Genomic DNA, 18,620 nt, shown 5'->3' with positions numbered 1-18,620 from the left:
TGCCGTGGGTGGCGCGAGCCTAGCAGAGGCTTTTCAAAAGTGATAGCGTTGATTTCTTTGCAATCCCCAAGGAAATCTTTTGGAGACCCGCTATCTCAAGAGCCTGATCGCCGTGGTGGACAGCGGCTCCATCGCCGATGCGGCGCGCGCCGAGCACCTGACCGCCGCCGCCGTGGGCCAGCGCGTGCAGGCGCTGGAGCGCGAACTGGGCTTTGCCCTGCTCTCGCGCAGCGGCCATGCGGCCCGCCCCACCCAGGCCTGCCTGGCCCTGCTGCCGCGCGCGCGGCGCCTGGTGCGCGAGGCCGCGCTGCTGGGCAGCGATGCCAGCGCCGATGGGCTGGCCGGCACGCTGCGCATCGGCGCCATCTCGACCGCGCTCACGGGCATGCTGCCGGCCGCGCTGCGCAAGCTCACGCAGGCGGCGCCGCAGTGCCGGCCCGTCATCGTGCCGGGTACCTCGCGCGCCCTGTTCCAGATGCTGCAGGCCGGCGAGCTCGATGCCGCCGTCATCGTGGCACCCCCTTTTGAACTGCCCAAGGCGCTGCGCAGCGTGCAGCTGCGCCGCGAGCCGCTGGTGCTGCTGGCCCCGCCCCAGGCACGCGGCCGGCCTGCCACGCTGCTGCGCAGCCTGCCCTACATACGCTACGACCCCGATGCCTGGGGAGGCCGCCATGCGGCCGACTGGCTGGCCGACCAGGGGCTGGAGCCTGCGGTGCTGTGCGACCTGGACGCGCTGGAGGCCATTGCCATGCTGGCCGCCGACGGCATGGGCGTGGGCCTGGTGCCGCACTGGACGGGCCTGGAGCGCTTCATGGGCGACTGCCGCATGCTGCCCATTGCGGGCGCCGCCTATGAGCGCGCCATCTTGCTGGTGACCAGCGCCGAGCCCGACCTGCCGCGCATGGCCGAGCTGCTGGAGGGCGCACTCGCGTAGGTTGCGGCCTTCGTTCTCAATCCGCCTGCACGTAGCCCGTGACGCGGATCATTTCGCGGTACTTGGCGATCTCGCGCGCATAGGCGGTCGCCGCATCGTCCAGGCCCATGGGCTTGGCGACGTCACGGCCGTCGGCCTCCAGCTTGGCGATGACCTGCGGGTCCAGCAGGGCCTGGCCGATGGCCTGGTTCAGGCGCTGTTTGACATCCTGCGGCGTGCCGCGCTTGACGAAGTAGCCCGCCAGGCTGGCGTACTCGAAATCGCGCAGCGCCGGCACTTCGGTGATGCTGGGCACGGCCGACAGCACGGCAGGCCGGTTGCGCGACAGCACGGCCAGCGCCCGGAAGCGGCCGGTGCGGATCATCTCCAGCATGGACGCCTGGAACGGCATGATGCTGAAATCGATCTGGCCGCCGGCCAGGTCCTGGATCACGGGTGCCGTGCCCGCATAGGGCGCGTGCGTGAACGGCACCTTCACCACCTTGCCCATGTACTCGGTGATCAGGTGGTAGAGCGAGCCCACGCCCACGGAGCCGTAGGTCAGCGAATTGCTTTCGTTGCGCGAGCGCGCCAGCGCCAGGAACTCTTGCATGTTCCGGGCCGGCAGGCCAGAACGCACCAGCAGCACCAGGTGGGTGACGGTGATGTACTGCAGGTTCTCGAACGCATCGGGCTGGTAGCGCACGGCCTTGTTGGTGAGCGGCGGCAGGATGAGTTCGTTCTGCGTGCCCTGGAAGAACATGCTGCCATCGGCCCTGGCGCCCAGCACTTTGGATGCGGCAATCGTCCCCGTGGCGCCGCCCAGGTTCTCCACGATCACCTTGGCCGCCAGTCCCTCGCCTATGGGCTTGCTCAGGATGCGGGCGCTGACGTCACTGGGCCCGCCTGCCGGGTAGGGCACCATCAGGCTGACCGGGCCGGGCGCCGAGGCCGCGGCAGGCTGCAGCAGCAGGGGCGCCAGCGGCAGGCCGGCAGCGATTTTCAGGAGCGAGCGGCGTGTGGGCAAGGCAAGTGGATTCATGAAAGTGCACCAGGCAGTGGCTTGAGGGGAAGGCGGGAATCAGGCGCGCCCTACCACCGGGCGTGGGGCAGGCGCGCAATGGTGTGGAGCACCGCCAGGCCGCGCGGGACGATGGTGTCCACCTCGCAGTACTCGTCGGTGGTGTGGAACTTGCCGCCCACGGGGCCGGTGCCGCACAGCGTGATGGCGCCCAGGCTGGAGGTCACGCCCGAGTCCGCGCAGCCGCCGCTGAACTCGCCCTCGGCCTTGTGGCCCAGCGCGCCCAGCTCGGCCTGGTACAGCTCGAACAATTGCTGCGACTGCGGCGTGGGAACGAAGGGGCGGAACTCGCCGGTGATGTTCAGCGTGGAGCGCGTGCCCTGGATGAAGGACTTGTCGCAGATGCAGCGGATGCGGCCCACCAGGGACTCGCGCTGGTCCAGGTCGAAAATGCGCAGGTCGATGGCCGCCTTGGCCGACGGCGCCGACGTATTCACCGACAGGCCGCCCGACACCAGGCCCACGTTGACGGTGACGCCCTTGTCCAGGTCGGTGAGCGCGTCCAGCGCCACCACCTTGTGCGCCAGCTCCGAGATGGCGCTGATGCCCTCGGCGAAGTTGGCGCCCGAGTGCGCCGCCTTGCCCTCGATCTCCACGCCGAAGAACACGCCGCCCTTGCGGCCCGTGACCACGTTGCCCGAAGGCCGGCCCGGCTCCGCATTGAAAACAAAGCCCGCCTTGCGCGCAAAGGGCTCGATGACGGACTTGCTCAGGGGCGAGCCGATTTCCTCGTCGCAGGTGAACAGGCCCGTGACCTCGGGCGCAGGCTCCGCGCTGTGGGCCAGCGCAGCCAGCAGGAAGGCGTTCATGACGATGCCCGACTTCATGTCGGCCACGCCCGGGCCGTAGGCCCTGCCGCCTTCGATGCGAAACGGCCTGCGCGCGGCCTCGCCTTCAGGGAAGACCGTGTCGCAGTGCCCCATCAGCAGCACGGGCCTGCCCACGGTGCTGCCCGCGTTCACGGTGACCGAGATCGCGGCCTCCACGCCATCGACGAAATGCGGGCTGACCTGCAGCCCCTGGCTCAGGAAGAAGGCCTCCAGGCGCCGGAACACGCGCGCCACGCCAGGCTTGTCGAAACTGCCCGAGTCGATGTTGACGATGTCCGCCAGCAGCGAAAGCATGTTCTCCCGCTGGCCCTTGATCCACTCCGACGCGCCGACCGCCCGGTCCGCACTGACAATGGCTTGCTGTGGCATCCGCTGCCTCCGTATTTTTCAATAGTTGGTATTGTTATTTAATACTTCAGATTCACAATCAGGTAAAACGATGATCGAAAACGCGTTGTATGTGGGTTCCGTGGGCAAAGCGTTCCGCGTGCTGGACTGCTTCAAGGGCGCGGCGGGCGACCTGAGCCTCACGGAAATCATGGAGCGCAGCGGCCTGGACAAGAGCGCCGCCCAGCGCTACGCCTACACCCTCAGCGCCGAGGGCTACCTGCAGCAAAACAGCCAGACCCGCCGCTACCGGCTGGGCCCGGGCGTGCTGGACCTGACCTTCCACTTCCTGCGCACCCATGCGCTGGCCGAGGCGCTCAACCCCCTGCTGCTGCAGCTGTCCAAGGACACGGAGCAGAAGATCAGCCTGTCGCTGCGCGACGGCGACTGGCTGGTGCACGTGCTGCGCCACCAGACCAGCACCGAGCACTACCACGCCTCGCTCGTGGGCCGGCGCGTGCCCCTGCAATGCACGGCAGGCGGGCGCGCCGTGATGGCCCGGCTGGACGAGGCGCAGGTGGAGCAGTTGCTGGCCCCCGGCCGCCTGGTGGCCAGCACGCCCCGGACGCTGACCACGGCCAAGGCCGTCCAGGCGGAACTGAAGAAGGTGCGCGAGCGCGGCTACGCCATGGTGGTCGATGAATTCATCATGGGCGAGGTCGCGCTGGCCGCCGCCGTGGTCGATGCCGACGGCGTGCCGCTGGGCGCCCTGCACCTGAGCGGATCGTCAAGCCAGTGGAGCGGTGCCGACTACGCGAAGAAGTTCTCGCCTCTGCTGCTCAACGCCATCGCCCAGTACGAGCGGCGCAACGCGTAGCGCCTGCCGTTCAGCGCGGATCCCGCTATACTGCGCCCCTTCTTTCTTGAACGAGCTGCTGCAGGAAAGACGTTTTCCGGGCCTTTGCCGCCCGGGTGTCTTTCATCGTCCGTACACCCATCGGACGCGGCGAGCGCCAACCAGGCCTCGCGGATCTGCAGCCATGAGCACTCCTCAACGACTCCAGCGTGCCTTTGCACGCACGGGCATCTCTCTCGACTATCGCGACGGCATCTACCACGTGCGCGATGGCCAGGCCGAGGCCCACATTCTTCTTCCCGACAGCCTTCCCCTGGAGGACAAGGCCGTGCGCCAGCTGCTGGCCTTTGCGGCTGTGCGCCGGCATGACGGCCAGGGCAGCCACGGCGCCGTCTGCCGCGCCTGCGCCACGCCCGACTTCCATCCGGGCACGGTGGCGCCCGTGGGCAGCGTGGTGGCCACGCCATCGGACTTCGTCATTCCGGCCGCCATCGGCACGGACATCAACTGCAGCGTGCGCCTGCTGACCACGGGCGCCCGGCTGGACCAGCTGGCGCCGCACAAGGGCCGGCTGGTGGAACTGCTGACCGCCAGCCTGCTGGGCAGCGGGCGCGACGTGCCCGTGACCACGGCCGCCTTCCGCGCGCTGTTCGACCACGGGCCGGCCGCCTTTGTGGACCGGCTGAGCGGCCAGGGCCTGTGGGGCCATGTCGACAGGGACCGCCTGCACCGCGAGCTGGCCGCCTGCATCGGCCTGGACAGCTTCGCTGGCAGCGCCCGCCACGCGCCCCATGCCTATCTGCAGGAGCGCCATGCCGTGTTCCGCGACCCGTGCCTGGGCACGGTGGGATCGGGCAACCATTTCGTGGAACTGCAGGTGGTCGACGAGGTGCTGGACCGCCACGCGGCCTACCGCGCCGGACTGCGCGCGGGCGACGTGGTAGTGATGATCCACAGCGGCTCGCGCGACCTGGGCTTTTACGTGGGCCAGGCCTGGATGGACCGCGCCCGGGCCGAGTGGCCGCAAGGCGTGAAGCACCCGGCCAGCGGCCTGTACGGCCTGTCGGGTCCGCTGGCCGGCGAGTACCTGCAGGCCATGGGCGTGGCGGCGCGCTATGCCTGGGCCAACCGCGTGGTGCTGGCCGAGCTGGTGCGCAAGGACCTGGAGCAGATCGTGGGCGCAGCGGATTCGCGCCTGGTGGTCGATGTGCCGCACAACGTGGTCCTGCAGCAAGGCGGCATGAACATCCACCGCAAGGGCGCCACGCCGGCCAACGAGGGCGACTTCGCGCTGATCCCGGGGTCCATGGGCGATGCCTCCTACCTGGTCACGGGCCTGGGCGCGGCCGACTGGCTCTGGTCCTGCAGCCATGGCGCGGGGCGGCGCATGCGCCGCCAGGCCGTGCGCGCACTGCGCCCCGAGGCACATGCAGGCCGTGCGGCCGAACAGGGCTGGCAATGCGTGACGCTGCGCGAGGAGCGCCGCATCGAGGAGGCACCGGAGGCTTACAAGCCCATCGGCCCGGTCATCGAGTCGCAGGAGGCGGCCGGCCTGATCCACGCCGCCGTGAAGCTCAGGCCCTGGATCACCTTCAAGGCCTGAGCACCGGCAGGCGCCTCACTGCAGTCGCAAGCCGTCCGCCGCACGGTCCTGGGCCAGCTTGCGGTACAGCGTCTGGCGGCTGATGCCCAGCATGCGCGCGGCCTGGGTGACATTGCCCCGGCAGTTCTCCAGCGCCTGCCGCACGGCCGAGCGCGAGAGTTCATCCAGGCTCTGCGGCGCAGCGTCGAGCCGGGGGCCGCTGCGGGCGGTCTGCGCCAGCTCGGCCTGGAAGTCGTCGGGCAGATGCTGCCACTGCAGGCAGTCCTCATGGGGGTCGAGCATGGCGCAGGCCGTTCTCAGCACGCTGGCGCACTGGCGCAGATTGCCGGGCCAGCCATGGCCGGCCAGCTGCGCCAGCAGGGCAGGCGCCATGCGCAGCGGGCGCGCGGGTTCGATGTCGGCCAGCATGCGCGCGGCCAGCGCCTCGAAGTCGCCGCGCTCGCGCAGCGGAGGCAGCTCCACGGCCAGGCCGTTGATGCGGTAGTACAGGTCGGCACGAAAACGCCCCTGGTCGGCATCCTCGCGCAGCCTGCGGTTGGAGGCGCTGACCAGCGCGAAATCGACCGCAACGGGCGTGCCACCGCCCAGCGGCACCACCTGCCGCTCCTGCAGCACGCGCAGCAGCCGGGTCTGCAGCGACAGCGGCATGTCGCCGATCTCGTCCAGGAACAGGGTGCCGCCGTGCGCCTGGCGCAGCAGGCCCGCCTGTCCTTCGCGCCGCCCGCCCGTGAAGGCGCCCTGGCGGTAGCCGAACAGCTCGGCCTCGATCAGCGACTCGGGCATGGCCGCGCAGTTGATGGCCACGAAGGGGCCGTCGCGGCGTGGCCCGCTGTCGTGGGCCGCGCGCGCAAACCATTCCTTGCCCACGCCGGACTCGCCCTGGATGAGCAGCGCAATCGGCTTGCCCAGCACGCGCCGGGCCTTGTCCGCCGCCGCACGCCACCGCGCATCGCCCGTGTCCAGCCGCGCCAGCGCATCGCGCGCCGGCTGCTGCGGCGCCTGTTGCTGTTGCTGTTGTTCTGCAACCCGCTCCACGACCGAGGACCGGACCGTGCGCCGGTCCGGCACCAGCTGGCCGAACAGCGCCGTGCCGTCATGGCGCCGCAGCGGCTGGGCCGCATCGGGCTGGCGGTGCTGGCGTGACAGCAGCTCCTCCAGGCCGGCGTCCAGCACCTGCTCCAGCGACACGCTGCCCAGTTGCCCCCGCGACAGGCGCAGCAGGGCCAGCGCGGCGCGGTTGGCGCCCACCAGCCATCCGTCCGCGGAGATCAGCGCAATGCCTTCGGCCACCGTGCCAATGCCTTCGGGCCGCGCGTGCAGGTGCAGGCGGATGTGGCGCTGGCCGTCGCAGGCCATGAGGCGGTTTTCGATCATGCGGGCCGCCGTGCCGACCAGGCCCAGCGTGTGCGGGCTGCCCCGGCCATGTTCGCTGGAGATGTCCAGGATACCCAGCAGCTGGCCCGTGCCCGACAGGATGGGCGCCGCCGCGCAGGTGAGAAAGCCGTTGCGCTCCAGGAAATGCTCGCCGCCCTGGATTTCGATGGAGTCCATCTCGGCCAGTGCCGTGCCGATGGCATTGGTGCCGCGCTGCGCCTCATGCCAGGACGCGCCGCTGGCCAGGGCCACGCGCTCGGCCTTGCCCAGAAAGAAGGGGTCGCCGCAGGTATCCACCAGGGTGCCGCAGGGGCCGGCCAGCACCACCACGCTCTGGCTGCCGCGCACCTGCTCGGACAGGTATTCCATGACGGGCCGTGAATGCGCCAGCAGCGCATGGTGGCGGCTGCGCAGCACGCCCAGCGCGTGCTGCTCCAGGTTGTCGGCGGCGCCCAGCCGTCCTGTGGGACGCAGTCCCTGCTCGATGCAGCGCTGCCACGAGCGCGCCAGGCGCTCGTCCACCAGGCCGCTGGGGCACAGGCCTGACTCCATCAGGCTGTGACGGGCCTGGCGCAAGGCCACAAGGGAGGCTCTCGATTGCATGCTGTCTCCTGCTCGGGCGTCATTGCGCCACGTTGCAGACCAGTATGCGGGGCCGGCGGGCACCGGGCAAGCCAAGTGGCAGGCCAGGCGCCCGACTGTTCCATTTCTGGACAGTTGTCCTGTTGCGGAACGTCACGGCACAGGGCGAACGCGCACGGGAATACCCGCAGCAGCCACGTCCCGCGTGCCTTTGCGGGCACCTGCCCTGCTGCCTGCAGGCTGGCACGGCTTTTGAATCATGTCTGCCGTCCGGCCATGGCCGGATATGCCGATCCACACCCGATCACAACAGACCCATAAGCATCCTCAGGAGACAAGCAGCATGACCGTCTACGCAGCACCCGGCGCCGCTGGCGCCAAGATCGCCTACAAGGCCCGCTACGACAACTTCATCGGCGGCAGGTTCGTACCTCCGGTCAAGGAGCAGTACTTCGACGTGGTCACCCCCATCAGCGGCAAGGTCTACACCCGCGCCGCGCGCTCCACGGCCGAAGACATCGAACTGGCGCTGGACGCCGCCCATGCCGCCAGCGACGCCTGGGGCCGCACCAGCGCGGCCGAGCGTGCGAACGTCCTGCTGAAGATCGCCGACCGCATCGAGGCCAACCTGGAGCTGCTCGCCTATGCCGAGACCGTGGACAACGGCAAGGCCATCCGCGAGACGCTGAATGCCGACATCCCGCTGACCGTGGACCATTTCCGCTATTTCGCGGGCTGCGTGCGCGCCCAGGAAGGCGCGCTCAGCCATATCGACGAGACCACGGTGGCCTATCACATCCAGGAGCCGCTGGGCGTGGTGGGCCAGATCATTCCCTGGAACTTCCCCATCCTCATGGCGGCCTGGAAGCTGGCGCCCGCGCTGGGCGCGGGCAACTGCGTGGTGCTCAAGCCGGCCGAGTCCACGCCCATCAGCATCCTGATCCTGGCCGAGCTCATTGCCGACCTGCTGCCGCCCGGCGTGCTGAACATCGTCAACGGCTTCGGCCGCGAGGCCGGCATGCCGCTGGCCACCAGCAAGCGCATCGCCAAGATCGCCTTCACGGGCTCCACCTCCACGGGCCGCGTGATCGCCCAGGCCGCGGCCAACAACCTGATCCCGGCCACGCTGGAGCTGGGCGGCAAGTCGCCCAACATCTTCTTCGCCGATGTGATGGACAAGGACGATGCCTTCCTCGACAAGGCCGTCGAAGGGCTGGTGCTGTTCGCCTTCAACCAGGGCGAGGTCTGCACCTGCCCCAGCCGCGCGCTGATCCACGAAAGCATCTACGACCGCTTCATGGAGCGCGTGCTCCAACGCGTGGCCGCCATCCGGCATGCCAACCCGCTGGACACCGACAGCATGATGGGCGCGCAGGCGTCCAAGGAGCAGCTCACCAAGATCCTGTCGTACCTGGACCTGGGCAAGCAGGAGGGCGCCGAGGTGCTGGCCGGCGGCGGCCAGGCCCACCTGGGCGGCGACCTGGAAGGCGGCTACTACGTGCAGCCCACGCTGTTCAAGGGCCACAACAAGATGCGCATCTTCCAGGAGGAAATCTTCGGCCCCGTGCTGGCCGTGACCACCTTCAAGGACGAGGCCGAGGCCCTGGCCATTGCCAACGACACGCTCTACGGCCTGGGCGCCGGCGTGTGGAGCCGCAACGGCAACGTGGCCTACCGCATGGGCCGCGCCATCAAGGCCGGGCGCGTGTGGACCAACTGCTACCACGCCTACCCGGCGCATGCGGCCTTCGGCGGCTACAAGGAATCGGGCATCGGCCGCGAGACCCACAAAATGATGCTGGACCACTACCAGCAGACCAAGAACCTGCTGGTCAGCTACAGCGAGAACAAGCTGGGCTTCTTCTGAAGTTCTTCCCAGGTGAATGCGGCCGGCGGCGCACAGCGCGGCCGGCCGCCCAGGAAAGGACCAACCCATGGTTGACAAAGTGATTGCCACCGACGCCGCGCTGGCGCTGATCGCCGACCTGCAGGCGCAGCACGGGCCGGTGTTCTTCCACCAGTCCGGCGGCTGCTGCGACAACAGCGCCGCCAACTGCTACCTGCCCGGCGAGCTGACGATAGGCGCCCAGGACGTGCTGCTGGGCCAGGTGGGCGGCGCGCCCTTCTACATCGGCAAGTCGCAGTACGAATACTGGAAGCACACCCAGCTCATCCTCGATGTGATCGAGGGCCAGGGCGGCACCTTCTCGCTGGAGGGCAGCACGGGCAAGGCCTTCCACACACGCTCCAGGCTGTTCACGGACGAGGAATACGACGAGATCCTGGCCAGCGAGGGCAACGGCCCCTGACAGGGGCCGCGCGGCGGGCTACTTTCCGGTCAGCCGCTTGACCGCGGCCTCGGTCTGGCGCACATGCTCGTCCGGGTCCGAGCCCATGTGCACGAAGCGGACCTTGCCGTCCTGCCCGATCACGTAGGAGATGCGGTCGGCGCGCTGGGGGTCGGCGGCGGCCGAGGCGTCGTAGGCGCGGATGGTCTGCGCCTGCGGGTCCGATGCCACGGCGAACTGGTCGCGGCAGGCCTCGGTGGAAAAGCGCTTGAGCGTATCGATGTCGTCATGCGACATGCCCACCACCGTGGCGCCCATGGCCGCGAAACGCGGCGTGGCCTCGGCAAAGGCGTGGGCTTCCATGGTGCAGCCCTGGGTGAAGGCCTTGGGGAAGAAATACAGCACCACCGGCCCCTTCTTGAGCGTGGCGGCCATGTCGAAATCGAAGGCCTTGCCCGCCACCGCTGCCGGCGTGGTGAAGCGCGGCGCGCTGTCGCCCACCTTAAGCGCGGCCTGGGCCAGCGGCGACAGCAGCAGCGCCGCCAGCAGGGGAGCGGCTACGCGCGCGCAGCGGTGGCCCAGGGATGCGCGTGGGTGGATGGAATCGCCGCAGCGGATATCGGACATGCATGGCCTCCTGAGCCTGGAACGGGATGCCCCATTGTGGCCAATCGGCCCGGGCCCCTGGCGCATTTGCCGTGGATCAGTGCAGGGATTCGACACCTGGGGCGTGGCCCGAGGCCTTGCTGCCTACAGGCCCAGATCGGACAGACCGGGGTGGTCATCGGGGCGACGGCCCAGCGGCCAGTGGAACTTGCGCTCCGACTCCTGGATGGGCATGTCGTTGATGCATGCGAAGCGCCGGCGCATGAGACCGTCGGCCTCGAACTCCCAGTTCTCGTTGCCGTACGACCGGAACCAGTTCCCGGCATCGTCGTGCCACTCATAGGCGTAGCGGACCGCGATCCGGTTTTCCGCGTACAGCCAAAGCTCCTTGATCAGCCGGTAGTCAAGCTCCTTCTTCCACTTCCTCTCAAGAAGGGCCTGGGCCTCGGCACGGCTGTTGGCGAACTCCGCCCGGTTGCGCCATTTCGTGTCGAGGGTATAGGCCATCGCGACCTTGGCCGCATCGCGTGTGTTCCATCCATCCTCGGCCAGACGGACCTTTTGGACGGCGCTTGCGAGCGAGAACGGGGGCAGGGGTGGGCGAGTTTCCATGATGTGACCTTTTGAAGAGATGTAGAACGATCTGTCTACATGCATCACTCTAACGGAGGTGGAACGATCTGTCTACAATGTCTTCATGAAAACTCCCGAGCCATCCTTCGAGTCATTGCCCCCCCGTGAGCGCATCCTGGTGGCAGCCCATGGCCTCTTCTACGCAGAGGGCATCCGGGCCACGGGCGTGGACCGGATCATCGAGCGGTCGTCGGTCAGCAAAGTCACCTTCTACCGCCAGTACGCCAGCAAGGACGACCTGATCCGGGCGTACCTCGACTACCGCCATGAACGGTGGATTTCCTGGTTCCAGGCCAGCCTGGCGCAGGCGACCGCCGGGGGCTCGTCCGCGTTGGATGCCCTGTCCACCACCCTCAGGAGCTGGTTCGGCCAGCCCGACTTTCGGGGCTGCGCCTTTCTCAATGCCGCTGCCGAACTGGGCTCATCCGACCCTGAGATCCTGGCGACGGTCCGGCGGCACAAGCAGGAAATGTCGTCCGTGCTGGATCGCCTGTTCGGTGGCCATCCCGTGTCCGTGGGCGCTGCGCTCACCCTGGTGGCGGACGGCGCCATCGTCCATGCGCAAATGGGTCAGCCGATCGATGAAGTCATGGAGAACTTCAAGGCAGCGGCAGCGGGGGTTGTGAGCCACCCCGGGTCTTGAGGAGGCTCAGGCATCCGTTGCGCAAGTTCCGCACCGGGCCTCGTTACTCCCCTGCCAGCGCAACGACAGGATCGAGCCTTGCCGCCTGCCGGGCCGGCATGAAGCCGAACACCAGGCCCGTCGCCACCGCACAGCCGAAGGCCAGCAGCATGGCTCTCGCCGAGAAGACCAGTTCGCTGCCCCAGACGATGAGACCCGCCCCGATGGCCACCCCCGCCACGACGCCGGCGGTTGCGCCGACCATGGTCACCAGCACGGCCTCGGTGAGGAACTGTCGCTGGATGTCCCTTTGGCGCGCCCCGGTCGCCATGCGGATGCCAATCTCGCGCGTGCGCTCCTTCACCGCCATGAGCATGACGTTCATCACGCCGATGCCGCCCACCAGCAGGGACACGGCGGCGATCAGGCTGAGCATCGTCGTCATCGAATCCTGTGCCTGGGCCTGCGCCTGCAAACGCGCGGCTGCGTTGGCGACGAAAAAATCCTCGCGTCCGTGGCGCAAGCGCAGCAACGCCTCGATGGCCGCCTGCGCCGGCAGCACGCTCGGCGAATCCCGCGCCTGGACCACCGTGTAGTGCGGATCGAAGCTGCGACCGTTCGGAAAAACGCGCAGGATGCCCGAGCGGTAGGGCACCACCACCAGGTCGTCTTGCGAACTGCCGCCATCGCCAGCGCCCTTGGCCGCCATGACGCCGACCACCTGGAACGGCGTATTGCCGATGAGAAGTTGCCTGCCCAGCGGCGATTCATCTTCGAAGAACCGCTCGCGCACCTTCTGCCCGATCACGACCACCGGCGCCAGCTGTTCGTCTTCCGCCTCGGTAAAGAACCGGCCTTCTGCCACCGGCCAGTGATGGATGGACGGCCATGCATGGGTGGCCGCGATGGTGTCCGCCTGCCAGGCCAAGTTGCCATGTCGCAGCATGGCCGGGTCGCGCGCCACGGGCATGGCGTGCGCCACTTCCGGCAGCTTCTTTATCTCTTCGAGGTCGGCCAGGGTCGTCACGCCCTGCGGACCACCCTGCGGTGGCGGGCGGTTGTTGATGTACATGACGGTCGAGCCCATCGCGCCCAATCGCGCGACCACGTCCTCGCGCGCTCCCATGCCCACGGCCAGCATCACGATGACCGAGGCCACGCCGATGACGATGCCCAGCAAGGTCAGTGCGGTGCGCGAGCGGTGGATGCGCATGGAGCGCCAGGCCGATCGCAGCGCCTCGCGCAGGTCCGGCAGCAGCGGCGTGCCCGGCTCCAGCCGCGCCCGTGCCCCGCCGGGCGCGGGGATGGCCGCGAGCGCGAGGTCTGACGCGGCTCGGCCTGACGCGGCCTGGCCTGACGCAGCGCGGCTCTCCCGGACGTCGCCGACGATGCGCCCGTCGCGGATCTCCACGACGCGCCGGGCCTGTGCCGCCACCTCGCGGTCGTGGGTGATCAGGATGATGGTGTGGCCGGCATCCGCCAGCTCGTGCAGCAGCGCCATGACCTCGGCGCCGCTTTGGCTGTCCAGCGCGCCCGTGGGCTCGTCGGCCAGGATGATGCGCCCGCCATTCATCAGCGCCCGGGCGATGGAGACGCGCTGCTGCTGTCCTCCGGACAGCTGGTTGGGTCGCAGGTGCAGCTTGCCGGCAAGCCCCAGGCGTCCCAGCAGCACGCCTGCACGTTCTGCGCGCTCGGCCCCGGTCTTGCCGGCGTAGATCGCCGGCATCTCCACGTTCTCCTGCGCGGAGTCGGTGGCGATCAGGTGGTAGCCCTGGAACACGAAGCCGAAGGCCTCGCGTCTAAGCCAGGCCAGCTCGTCGGCGACCAGGTCGGCCACGTCACGGCCGTTGAAGCGGTACGTGCCTTGACTCGGCCGGTCCAGGCAGCCCAGCAGGTTCATCAGCGTGGACTTGCCCGAGCCGGACTGGCCGACGATGGCGACGAATTCCCCGGCATGGATGGCCAGGTCGATGCCGTGCAGCACCTCCACCACGGGGCGCCCCGTGGTGGCGCCGCCATAGCGCTTGCGGATGCCCCGCAGTTCGATCAGCGGGGTCACCACCGCAATCTCCTGGGGCCTGCGGCCGGGGCCGTCTCACCGGTGATGATCCGGTCGCCTTCGGCCAGCCCCTCCAGCACCTCCGCCTGAAGGCGGTCCCTCACGCCCAGACGCACACGGCGGACTTCCACGACCTGGTCGGGTGACCGCTCGGCAAGCAGGCGGACCTCGTGCGTCTTGTCGGTGTGCAGGTCGCTGGCGGTCTTGAAGGCGGCCAGCGGAGCGACAAGCACCCCCTGGGCCGCCGCAGCCACCACGGTAGCTTGGGCCGTCATCTGCGGCATCAGGGCGCCGTCGGGATTGTCCACGTCGAACAGCACGGTGTACTGCACGGCCTTCATGGCGGGCGCCGCAGCAGCGCCGCTGCCACCGGCGGCACCGGCACCGGATTGCACGGGCGGGGCCGGCAGCACCTGCCGCACCTTGCCGCTCCATCGGCGCCTGTCCCCTCCGAGCGTGGTGAAGTAGGCAGCCTGGCCCACCTTGACATGGCGGATATCGGCCTCGGACACCTCGGTCCACACCGTCATCCGCGAAAGGTCGGCAATGCGCAGCACCGCGGGCGTCTGGTAGGTGGCGTTCAGCGTCTGGCCTTCCTTGACGTCGATGCCTGTCACCACGCCTTCAATGGGTGCGTAGATGCGCGTGTAGCCCAGCCGCGCCTCGTCGGCGCGCAGACTGGCAGCCGTCTGGCGAATCGTGGCCTCGTACTGCGCCACCTTGGCCCGCGCCGAGCGCCGCATGGCGGCGGCCGTCTGCACGTCCTCCAGCCGGGTGGCTCCATCACGCGCCATCTGCTGCTGGCGGCTGTACTGCTGGCCGGCCAGCTCCGCCTGGGCCTGTGCATCGTCCAGCTGGGCACGCAGGCTGGCAATCCGGGCCTGTCCGGCCTCCACGGTGGCCGCCAGCACGCTGGCGTCGATCTCGGCCAGCAACTGGCCCTTGCGGACCGTATCGCCCGGCTGCACGTGGATATGGGTGATCTGGCCTGATACCTGGGCGCCCACGTCCACCGAACGCACGGGTTGCAAGGTGCCGATGGCCGCGACGCTCGATTCGATGTCGCCGCGGCCGACCGTGGCCGTCTGCCATCGCGGCGATGAATCCGGCCGCAGCAGGAGCCAACCCGCGGCAGCGGCCACCGGAATCAGGATCGCCAGGGCGAGCCTGCCCGCGCCGTGCCGCCACCGGCGCTGCGTGGAGTGCGGCGGCATCACCGGGCAGCCTCGCAACTCGATGTGGCGTTACGGCGCATGTCGTCGTGCTTTCCGTCCCGCCGGTCAGTAGTCATAGCGCAGGGTCACCGCGAAGCTGCGTGGCGTGCCGGCGAAGACGCCACCGTAGTTGTTGTTGGTCGGGATGGTCTGGTAGTAGTGCTTGTCCAGTGCGTTGCGAACGTTCACCTGCAGCCGCAGGCGGCTGGTGAACTGGTAACCCGCATGCAGGTTCAGCAGCGTGTAGCCGCCCTGCTGGATGCGAAACCCGGCACCGTCGTGCGACATGGCGCTCTGTGCCTGCACGCTGCCGCCCACACGCCACCGTCCACCGGGCAGGCGGTAGTCGGTGGACAGCTTGAAGACCTTGCGCGGCAAGGTGGTGTTGTAGTGCTTGCCCGCATTGGGGCCGGCCACGTACTTCGGGTCGCTGAAGGTGAAGCCGGCGGCAACGTTCCAGCCTGGTGCGGGCGAGCCCGTGACCTCCAGGTCGATGCCACGGTTGCGTACCTTGGCGCCCTCTGTGTAGCAGCGGGCGCCGCCACTGAGCCCGCAGGTCGAGGCCATGCTCAGGGCCACCGGCAGGTTCAGCTGGTCGGTCTGGAACACGGCCAGCGCAGTCTGCAGGCGGCCGTCGAAGAACTGGCTCTTCACTCCGGCTTCGTAGTTCTTGCCCTTCACCGGGTCGAGCAGGCCGCTCGGGCTGTAGTACTGCTGGATCGAATAGATGTCGGTGTAGCTGGCGTAGAGCGCATGCGCAGGACTCAGGTCATGGACCACGCCCGCATACGGAATGAACTGCCGGCCGGAGTCGAACGATGCGGTGGTGTACGGGCTGCGGGAGGAATAGTCCGACCAGCTCAACCGGCTGCCGACGATGAAGCTCAGCGCCTCTGTGGCGCGCAGACGGGTGGCGATGGAAGCGCCCTTCTCGTTGCGCTCCAGCGCATAGACGGAGGGCGTGCTGCTGAAGCCCGGCGCCCGGATCGAGGAGAAGTCGAAGCCGGTGACGTCTATCGTCTGCGAGCCCCGGGGCGCGTAGATGTCGTAGTCGAAGTTGTCCCTGCGCGTGCTCAGGCCCAGCATGAGCTGGTGCTGGCGGCCGAACAGGGTGTAGGGGCCTGTGGCATGCAGGTCGAAGGCGAACTGCTTGTCGGTGTACTCCGCGTCCACCCAGGTCAGGGCATGGCTGTCGCCCGAGATCCGTGCGGGGTAATTGGCAACGAAGCTGGCCTTGGAACGCACCGCGTTGAAGGCGGCAGCCAGGTTCCAGCCATTGCCCAGGCGGTGCTTCACGTCGCCGAAGACGGTGTAGTTGTCCCGGTTCAGATGCGCGTCGGGACCTGCTTGCGAGGCCGAGCGGTCCAGGGGGTAGAACGAGCCATCTTCCCGCGTGTTGAAGCCGCCCCAGTCGTAGCCCTGGTGGTTGTCGCGCTGCGCGCTGAAGCCGAGGCTGGCCGTCGTGGCGGCGCCCAGGTCGGTCTCCACGATGGCGTAGAGCATCCGGTTGTCGGCCTCGGCGCCCTGCCTGAAGCTGTTGGACTGGTTGTTGAGCAGCACGGCGCGGCCGCGCACGGTGCCTTGGGCATTGAGCGGGCCGGATACGTCGAACTGCGCCCGGTAGTCCGCCCAGGAGCCGGCGCCGACCTCGGCACTCATCTGGAACTCGCGCGTCGGCCGCTTGCGCACCAGGTTGATGACGGCCGACGGGTTGCCCGAGCCCTGGAGCAGGCCGTTGGCGCCGCGCACCACCTCCACCCGGTCGTAGATCGCCATGTTGTTGAGCGACATGGCGTCGGCCGAAAAGCTCTCGGCCATGCTGGTGGACAGGCCATCGATCTGCAGGTCCGTGACCTGGAAGCCTCTGGAATAGAAGTACGAGCGCTCGGTGCCCAGCTGGCTGTAGGTGACACCCACAAGGGCATCGGTCACGTCGTCGAGCGACTGCATGTTGGCATCGCGCATCTGCTGCTGCGTCACCACGCTGACCGATTGCGGCGTCTCGCGGATGGACAGGTCCAGTTTGGTGGCAGTGCGCACCCGGTCCGCGGTGTAGGAGCCGGTGCCTTCGGTCGCTCCATTGGCATCGGCTTGCGCCGTCACCCTCACTTCCGCCAAAGTCACCTTGGAAGCAGCAGCCGCTGCTGTCTGGATGGTGAAGGTGCCGGGCTGCGTGCTGACGGCGGCCAAGCCCGTTCCAGCCAGCAGTCTTGCCAAGGCTTCGCGGGCACTGAGATTGCCGCTGACTGCTGCGCCTTGGCGCCCCTCGACCAGCCCGTCATCAAAGAGCACCTGCGCTTGCGTCTGGCGGCCAAATGCCTTGAGGGCTTCGAGCAGGGGCTGGGCCGCGATGTGAAAGGGCTGGCGGGTTTCCATGGAGGCGGCGGGCTGGGCCAGCGCCTCGCCGGGGCTGACGGCCATCACGGCTACCGCTGCCGACACGAGCACCGCCACCAGGCTGGGCCGCAGCACAGGGCCGCACTCCTGTGTGCGGACAGACCGCGCACGGTGCGCGGCCAGCTTCCCATTGTTGTTCTCGAAACGTTCCCTCGACTGACCTTGGTACATGACCTGTAGCTCCTGGATTCCTTGTGCGTACGACGACGGCAGGCCCAGGGCAGGAAGGCGGGTACGCCCGCTTGCCAGATCAGGCGGGGGCGTAGAGGACAGCCAACTGCGCGGGGATGCCGCTTGCTTGCGGCCGTTGGCTGGGAATCAATCAGAAAGCGGTGATTGCTCATTTCCGTGGCTGGCAGCCCCGGGGCGCAGAAATTCCTCGCCCCTACCCATGAAGAAGCAGGAAAAGGCAAAACCAGAGAACCCGACAGAATGAAACAATTTGTATCTCAACGAGAACCGATCAGCCAGCCACCCTCGGCGCGCCGCTGCACGCGCACGCTGGCTACGCTGGGCAGGGCCAGGAGGAAGCGTTCCGGCTCCTCCAGCGCAAGCAGGCCCGAAACAGTCACGGCCTGGAGCGCAGGGCTCTCTATCTCCACCGGCTGGCCGAGGTAGCGCGACAGTTCATCCGCCACATGCCGAAGCGTGGCGCGCTTGAAGTAGATCTGCCCGGTCCGCCATTGCGCAACGTCTTGCGTTGCCAATGAAAGGCTGCGGCGGCGCCCGCTGGCGGGATCGATGGCCACACCCGCACCCGGGCCCATGGCGAGCACGGGGGCTTCGGGATGGGTCTTTGAGCGCACCTCGACGCGCCCTTCCTGCACCTGCACCACGAATTCCGGCGGGCCTGCCCGCACATTGAATGCGGTGCCGACGACGCGCACCTGGCTGCCGCTGCTGTCCACGGTGAAGGGCTTGCCGGCATCCGCCGCGACCTGGAAGAAGGCCTCGCCCTGGTCGAGTACGGTTTCGCGCCGGCGGGGGTAGTAGCGCACCTGAAGTCGGCTGTTGGCATTGAGCGCCACCTGCGATCCATCGGGCAGGTCGATGCGGCGAAGTTCGCCGGGAGCGGTGGCGATATCGACCGCATAGCTGGCGGTGTTGTCCCAGCGGTGCCAGCCGTACCCGGCGGCGACCACGGCGAACAGTGCTGCGGCGAAGGCCGATGCCATGGCGGGTCTGCGCGGCCGGTCCGCGGCCCCTGCAGCACTGCTTGGCTGCGGCGCCGGCCT

At 68.5% G+C, this 18,620-nt stretch carries 15 protein-coding genes; 6 read left to right on the top strand and 9 right to left on the bottom strand.

Going from position 1 to position 18,620, the window contains the following annotated elements; all coding sequences use genetic code 11:
• The first annotated feature begins 79 nt into the window (after positions 1-79).
• Positions 80-934: a LysR substrate-binding domain-containing protein gene (locus ACM14_RS04870; RefSeq protein WP_063328323.1), complete on the top strand. Its 855-nt coding sequence runs from the start codon at positions 80-82 to the stop codon at positions 932-934.
• A 16-nt stretch (positions 935-950) separates the two neighbouring features.
• On the opposite strand, the gene ACM14_RS04865 is transcribed toward ACM14_RS04870, so the two are convergent.
• Positions 951-1,955 carry a tripartite tricarboxylate transporter substrate binding protein gene (locus ACM14_RS04865; RefSeq protein WP_065345503.1) on the bottom strand — a complete coding sequence of 335 codons (1,005 nt, stop codon included), beginning with the start codon at positions 1,953-1,955 and terminating at the stop codon, positions 951-953.
• 50 nt (positions 1,956-2,005) lie between these two features.
• The gene (locus tag ACM14_RS04860) at positions 2,006-3,193 is read right to left on the bottom strand and encodes a M20 family metallopeptidase (RefSeq protein WP_043822119.1); all 1,188 of its coding nucleotides are present in this window, start codon (positions 3,191-3,193) and stop codon (positions 2,006-2,008) included.
• A gap of 100 nt (positions 3,194-3,293) precedes the next feature.
• On the opposite strand from ACM14_RS04860, the gene ACM14_RS04855 reads away from it, so the two are divergent.
• Together ACM14_RS04855 and ACM14_RS04850 are read left to right on the top strand one after the other, a co-directional pair.
• Entirely contained in the window at positions 3,294-4,028 is a 735-nt protein-coding gene (locus ACM14_RS04855; protein ID WP_254662002.1) for an IclR family transcriptional regulator, read from the top strand.
• A gap of 163 nt (positions 4,029-4,191) precedes the next feature.
• On the top strand, positions 4,192-5,610 hold the full coding sequence (locus ACM14_RS04850; protein ID WP_065345502.1) for an RtcB family protein: 1,419 nt from the start codon (positions 4,192-4,194) through the stop codon (positions 5,608-5,610).
• Between the two features lie 15 nt (positions 5,611-5,625).
• Here the strand turns inward: ACM14_RS04850 and ACM14_RS04845 are convergent, their stop codons facing one another.
• Positions 5,626-7,587 carry a sigma-54-dependent Fis family transcriptional regulator gene (locus tag ACM14_RS04845; protein WP_065345501.1) on the bottom strand — a complete coding sequence of 654 codons (1,962 nt, stop codon included), beginning with the start codon at positions 7,585-7,587 and terminating at the stop codon, positions 5,626-5,628.
• A 322-nt stretch (positions 7,588-7,909) separates the two neighbouring features.
• Between ACM14_RS04845 and ACM14_RS04840 the strand changes: the two genes are divergently transcribed.
• On the top strand, positions 7,910-9,433 hold the full coding sequence (locus tag ACM14_RS04840) for an aldehyde dehydrogenase family protein (protein ID WP_012207447.1): 1,524 nt from the start codon (positions 7,910-7,912) through the stop codon (positions 9,431-9,433).
• 67 nt (positions 9,434-9,500) lie between these two features.
• The gene (locus tag ACM14_RS04835; protein ID WP_065345500.1) at positions 9,501-9,875 is read left to right on the top strand and encodes a DUF779 domain-containing protein; all 375 of its coding nucleotides are present in this window, start codon (positions 9,501-9,503) and stop codon (positions 9,873-9,875) included.
• Positions 9,876-9,893: 18 nt separating this feature from the next.
• Here ACM14_RS04835 and ACM14_RS04830 read toward each other — a convergent pair whose 3' ends face one another.
• The gene (locus tag ACM14_RS04830; RefSeq protein ID WP_065345499.1) at positions 9,894-10,481 is read right to left on the bottom strand and encodes a peroxiredoxin; all 588 of its coding nucleotides are present in this window, start codon (positions 10,479-10,481) and stop codon (positions 9,894-9,896) included.
• Positions 10,482-10,604: 123 nt separating this feature from the next.
• Positions 10,605-11,072: a nuclear transport factor 2 family protein gene (locus ACM14_RS04825; RefSeq protein ID WP_046240238.1), complete on the bottom strand. Its 468-nt coding sequence runs from the start codon at positions 11,070-11,072 to the stop codon at positions 10,605-10,607.
• Positions 11,073-11,157: 85 nt separating this feature from the next.
• Between ACM14_RS04825 and ACM14_RS04820 the strand changes: the two genes are divergently transcribed.
• Positions 11,158-11,736 (top strand): TetR/AcrR family transcriptional regulator, encoded by a 579-nt coding sequence (locus tag ACM14_RS04820; protein ID WP_065345579.1) that lies wholly within the window; start codon positions 11,158-11,160, stop codon positions 11,734-11,736.
• 43 nt (positions 11,737-11,779) lie between these two features.
• Here the strand turns inward: ACM14_RS04820 and ACM14_RS04815 are convergent, their stop codons facing one another.
• The 4 genes from ACM14_RS04815 to ACM14_RS04800 all read right to left on the bottom strand — a co-directional run bounded on the left by ACM14_RS04815 (position 11,780) and on the right by ACM14_RS04800 (position 18,560).
• Positions 11,780-13,774 carry an ABC transporter permease gene (locus ACM14_RS04815; RefSeq protein WP_249320406.1) on the bottom strand — a complete coding sequence of 665 codons (1,995 nt, stop codon included), beginning with the start codon at positions 13,772-13,774 and terminating at the stop codon, positions 11,780-11,782.
• Complete coding sequence (locus ACM14_RS04810) at positions 13,771-14,988, bottom strand: efflux RND transporter periplasmic adaptor subunit (protein ID WP_065345497.1); 1,218 nt, start codon at positions 14,986-14,988, stop codon at positions 13,771-13,773. The genes ACM14_RS04815 and ACM14_RS04810 overlap by 4 nt, the downstream gene beginning before the upstream one ends.
• A gap of 66 nt (positions 14,989-15,054) precedes the next feature.
• The gene (locus ACM14_RS04805) at positions 15,055-17,460 is read right to left on the bottom strand and encodes a TonB-dependent siderophore receptor (protein ID WP_254662001.1); all 2,406 of its coding nucleotides are present in this window, start codon (positions 17,458-17,460) and stop codon (positions 15,055-15,057) included.
• A gap of 374 nt (positions 17,461-17,834) precedes the next feature.
• The gene (locus tag ACM14_RS04800) at positions 17,835-18,560 is read right to left on the bottom strand and encodes a FecR family protein (RefSeq protein ID WP_065345495.1); all 726 of its coding nucleotides are present in this window, start codon (positions 18,558-18,560) and stop codon (positions 17,835-17,837) included.
• Between the last annotated feature and the right edge of the window lie 60 nt (positions 18,561-18,620).

This window comes from Delftia sp. JD2, from assembly GCF_001682645.1.
Classification (GTDB): Bacteria; Pseudomonadota; Gammaproteobacteria; order Burkholderiales; family Burkholderiaceae_C; genus Comamonas; species Comamonas acidovorans.
This window is presented reverse-complemented; position numbering and strand designations above follow the sequence as displayed.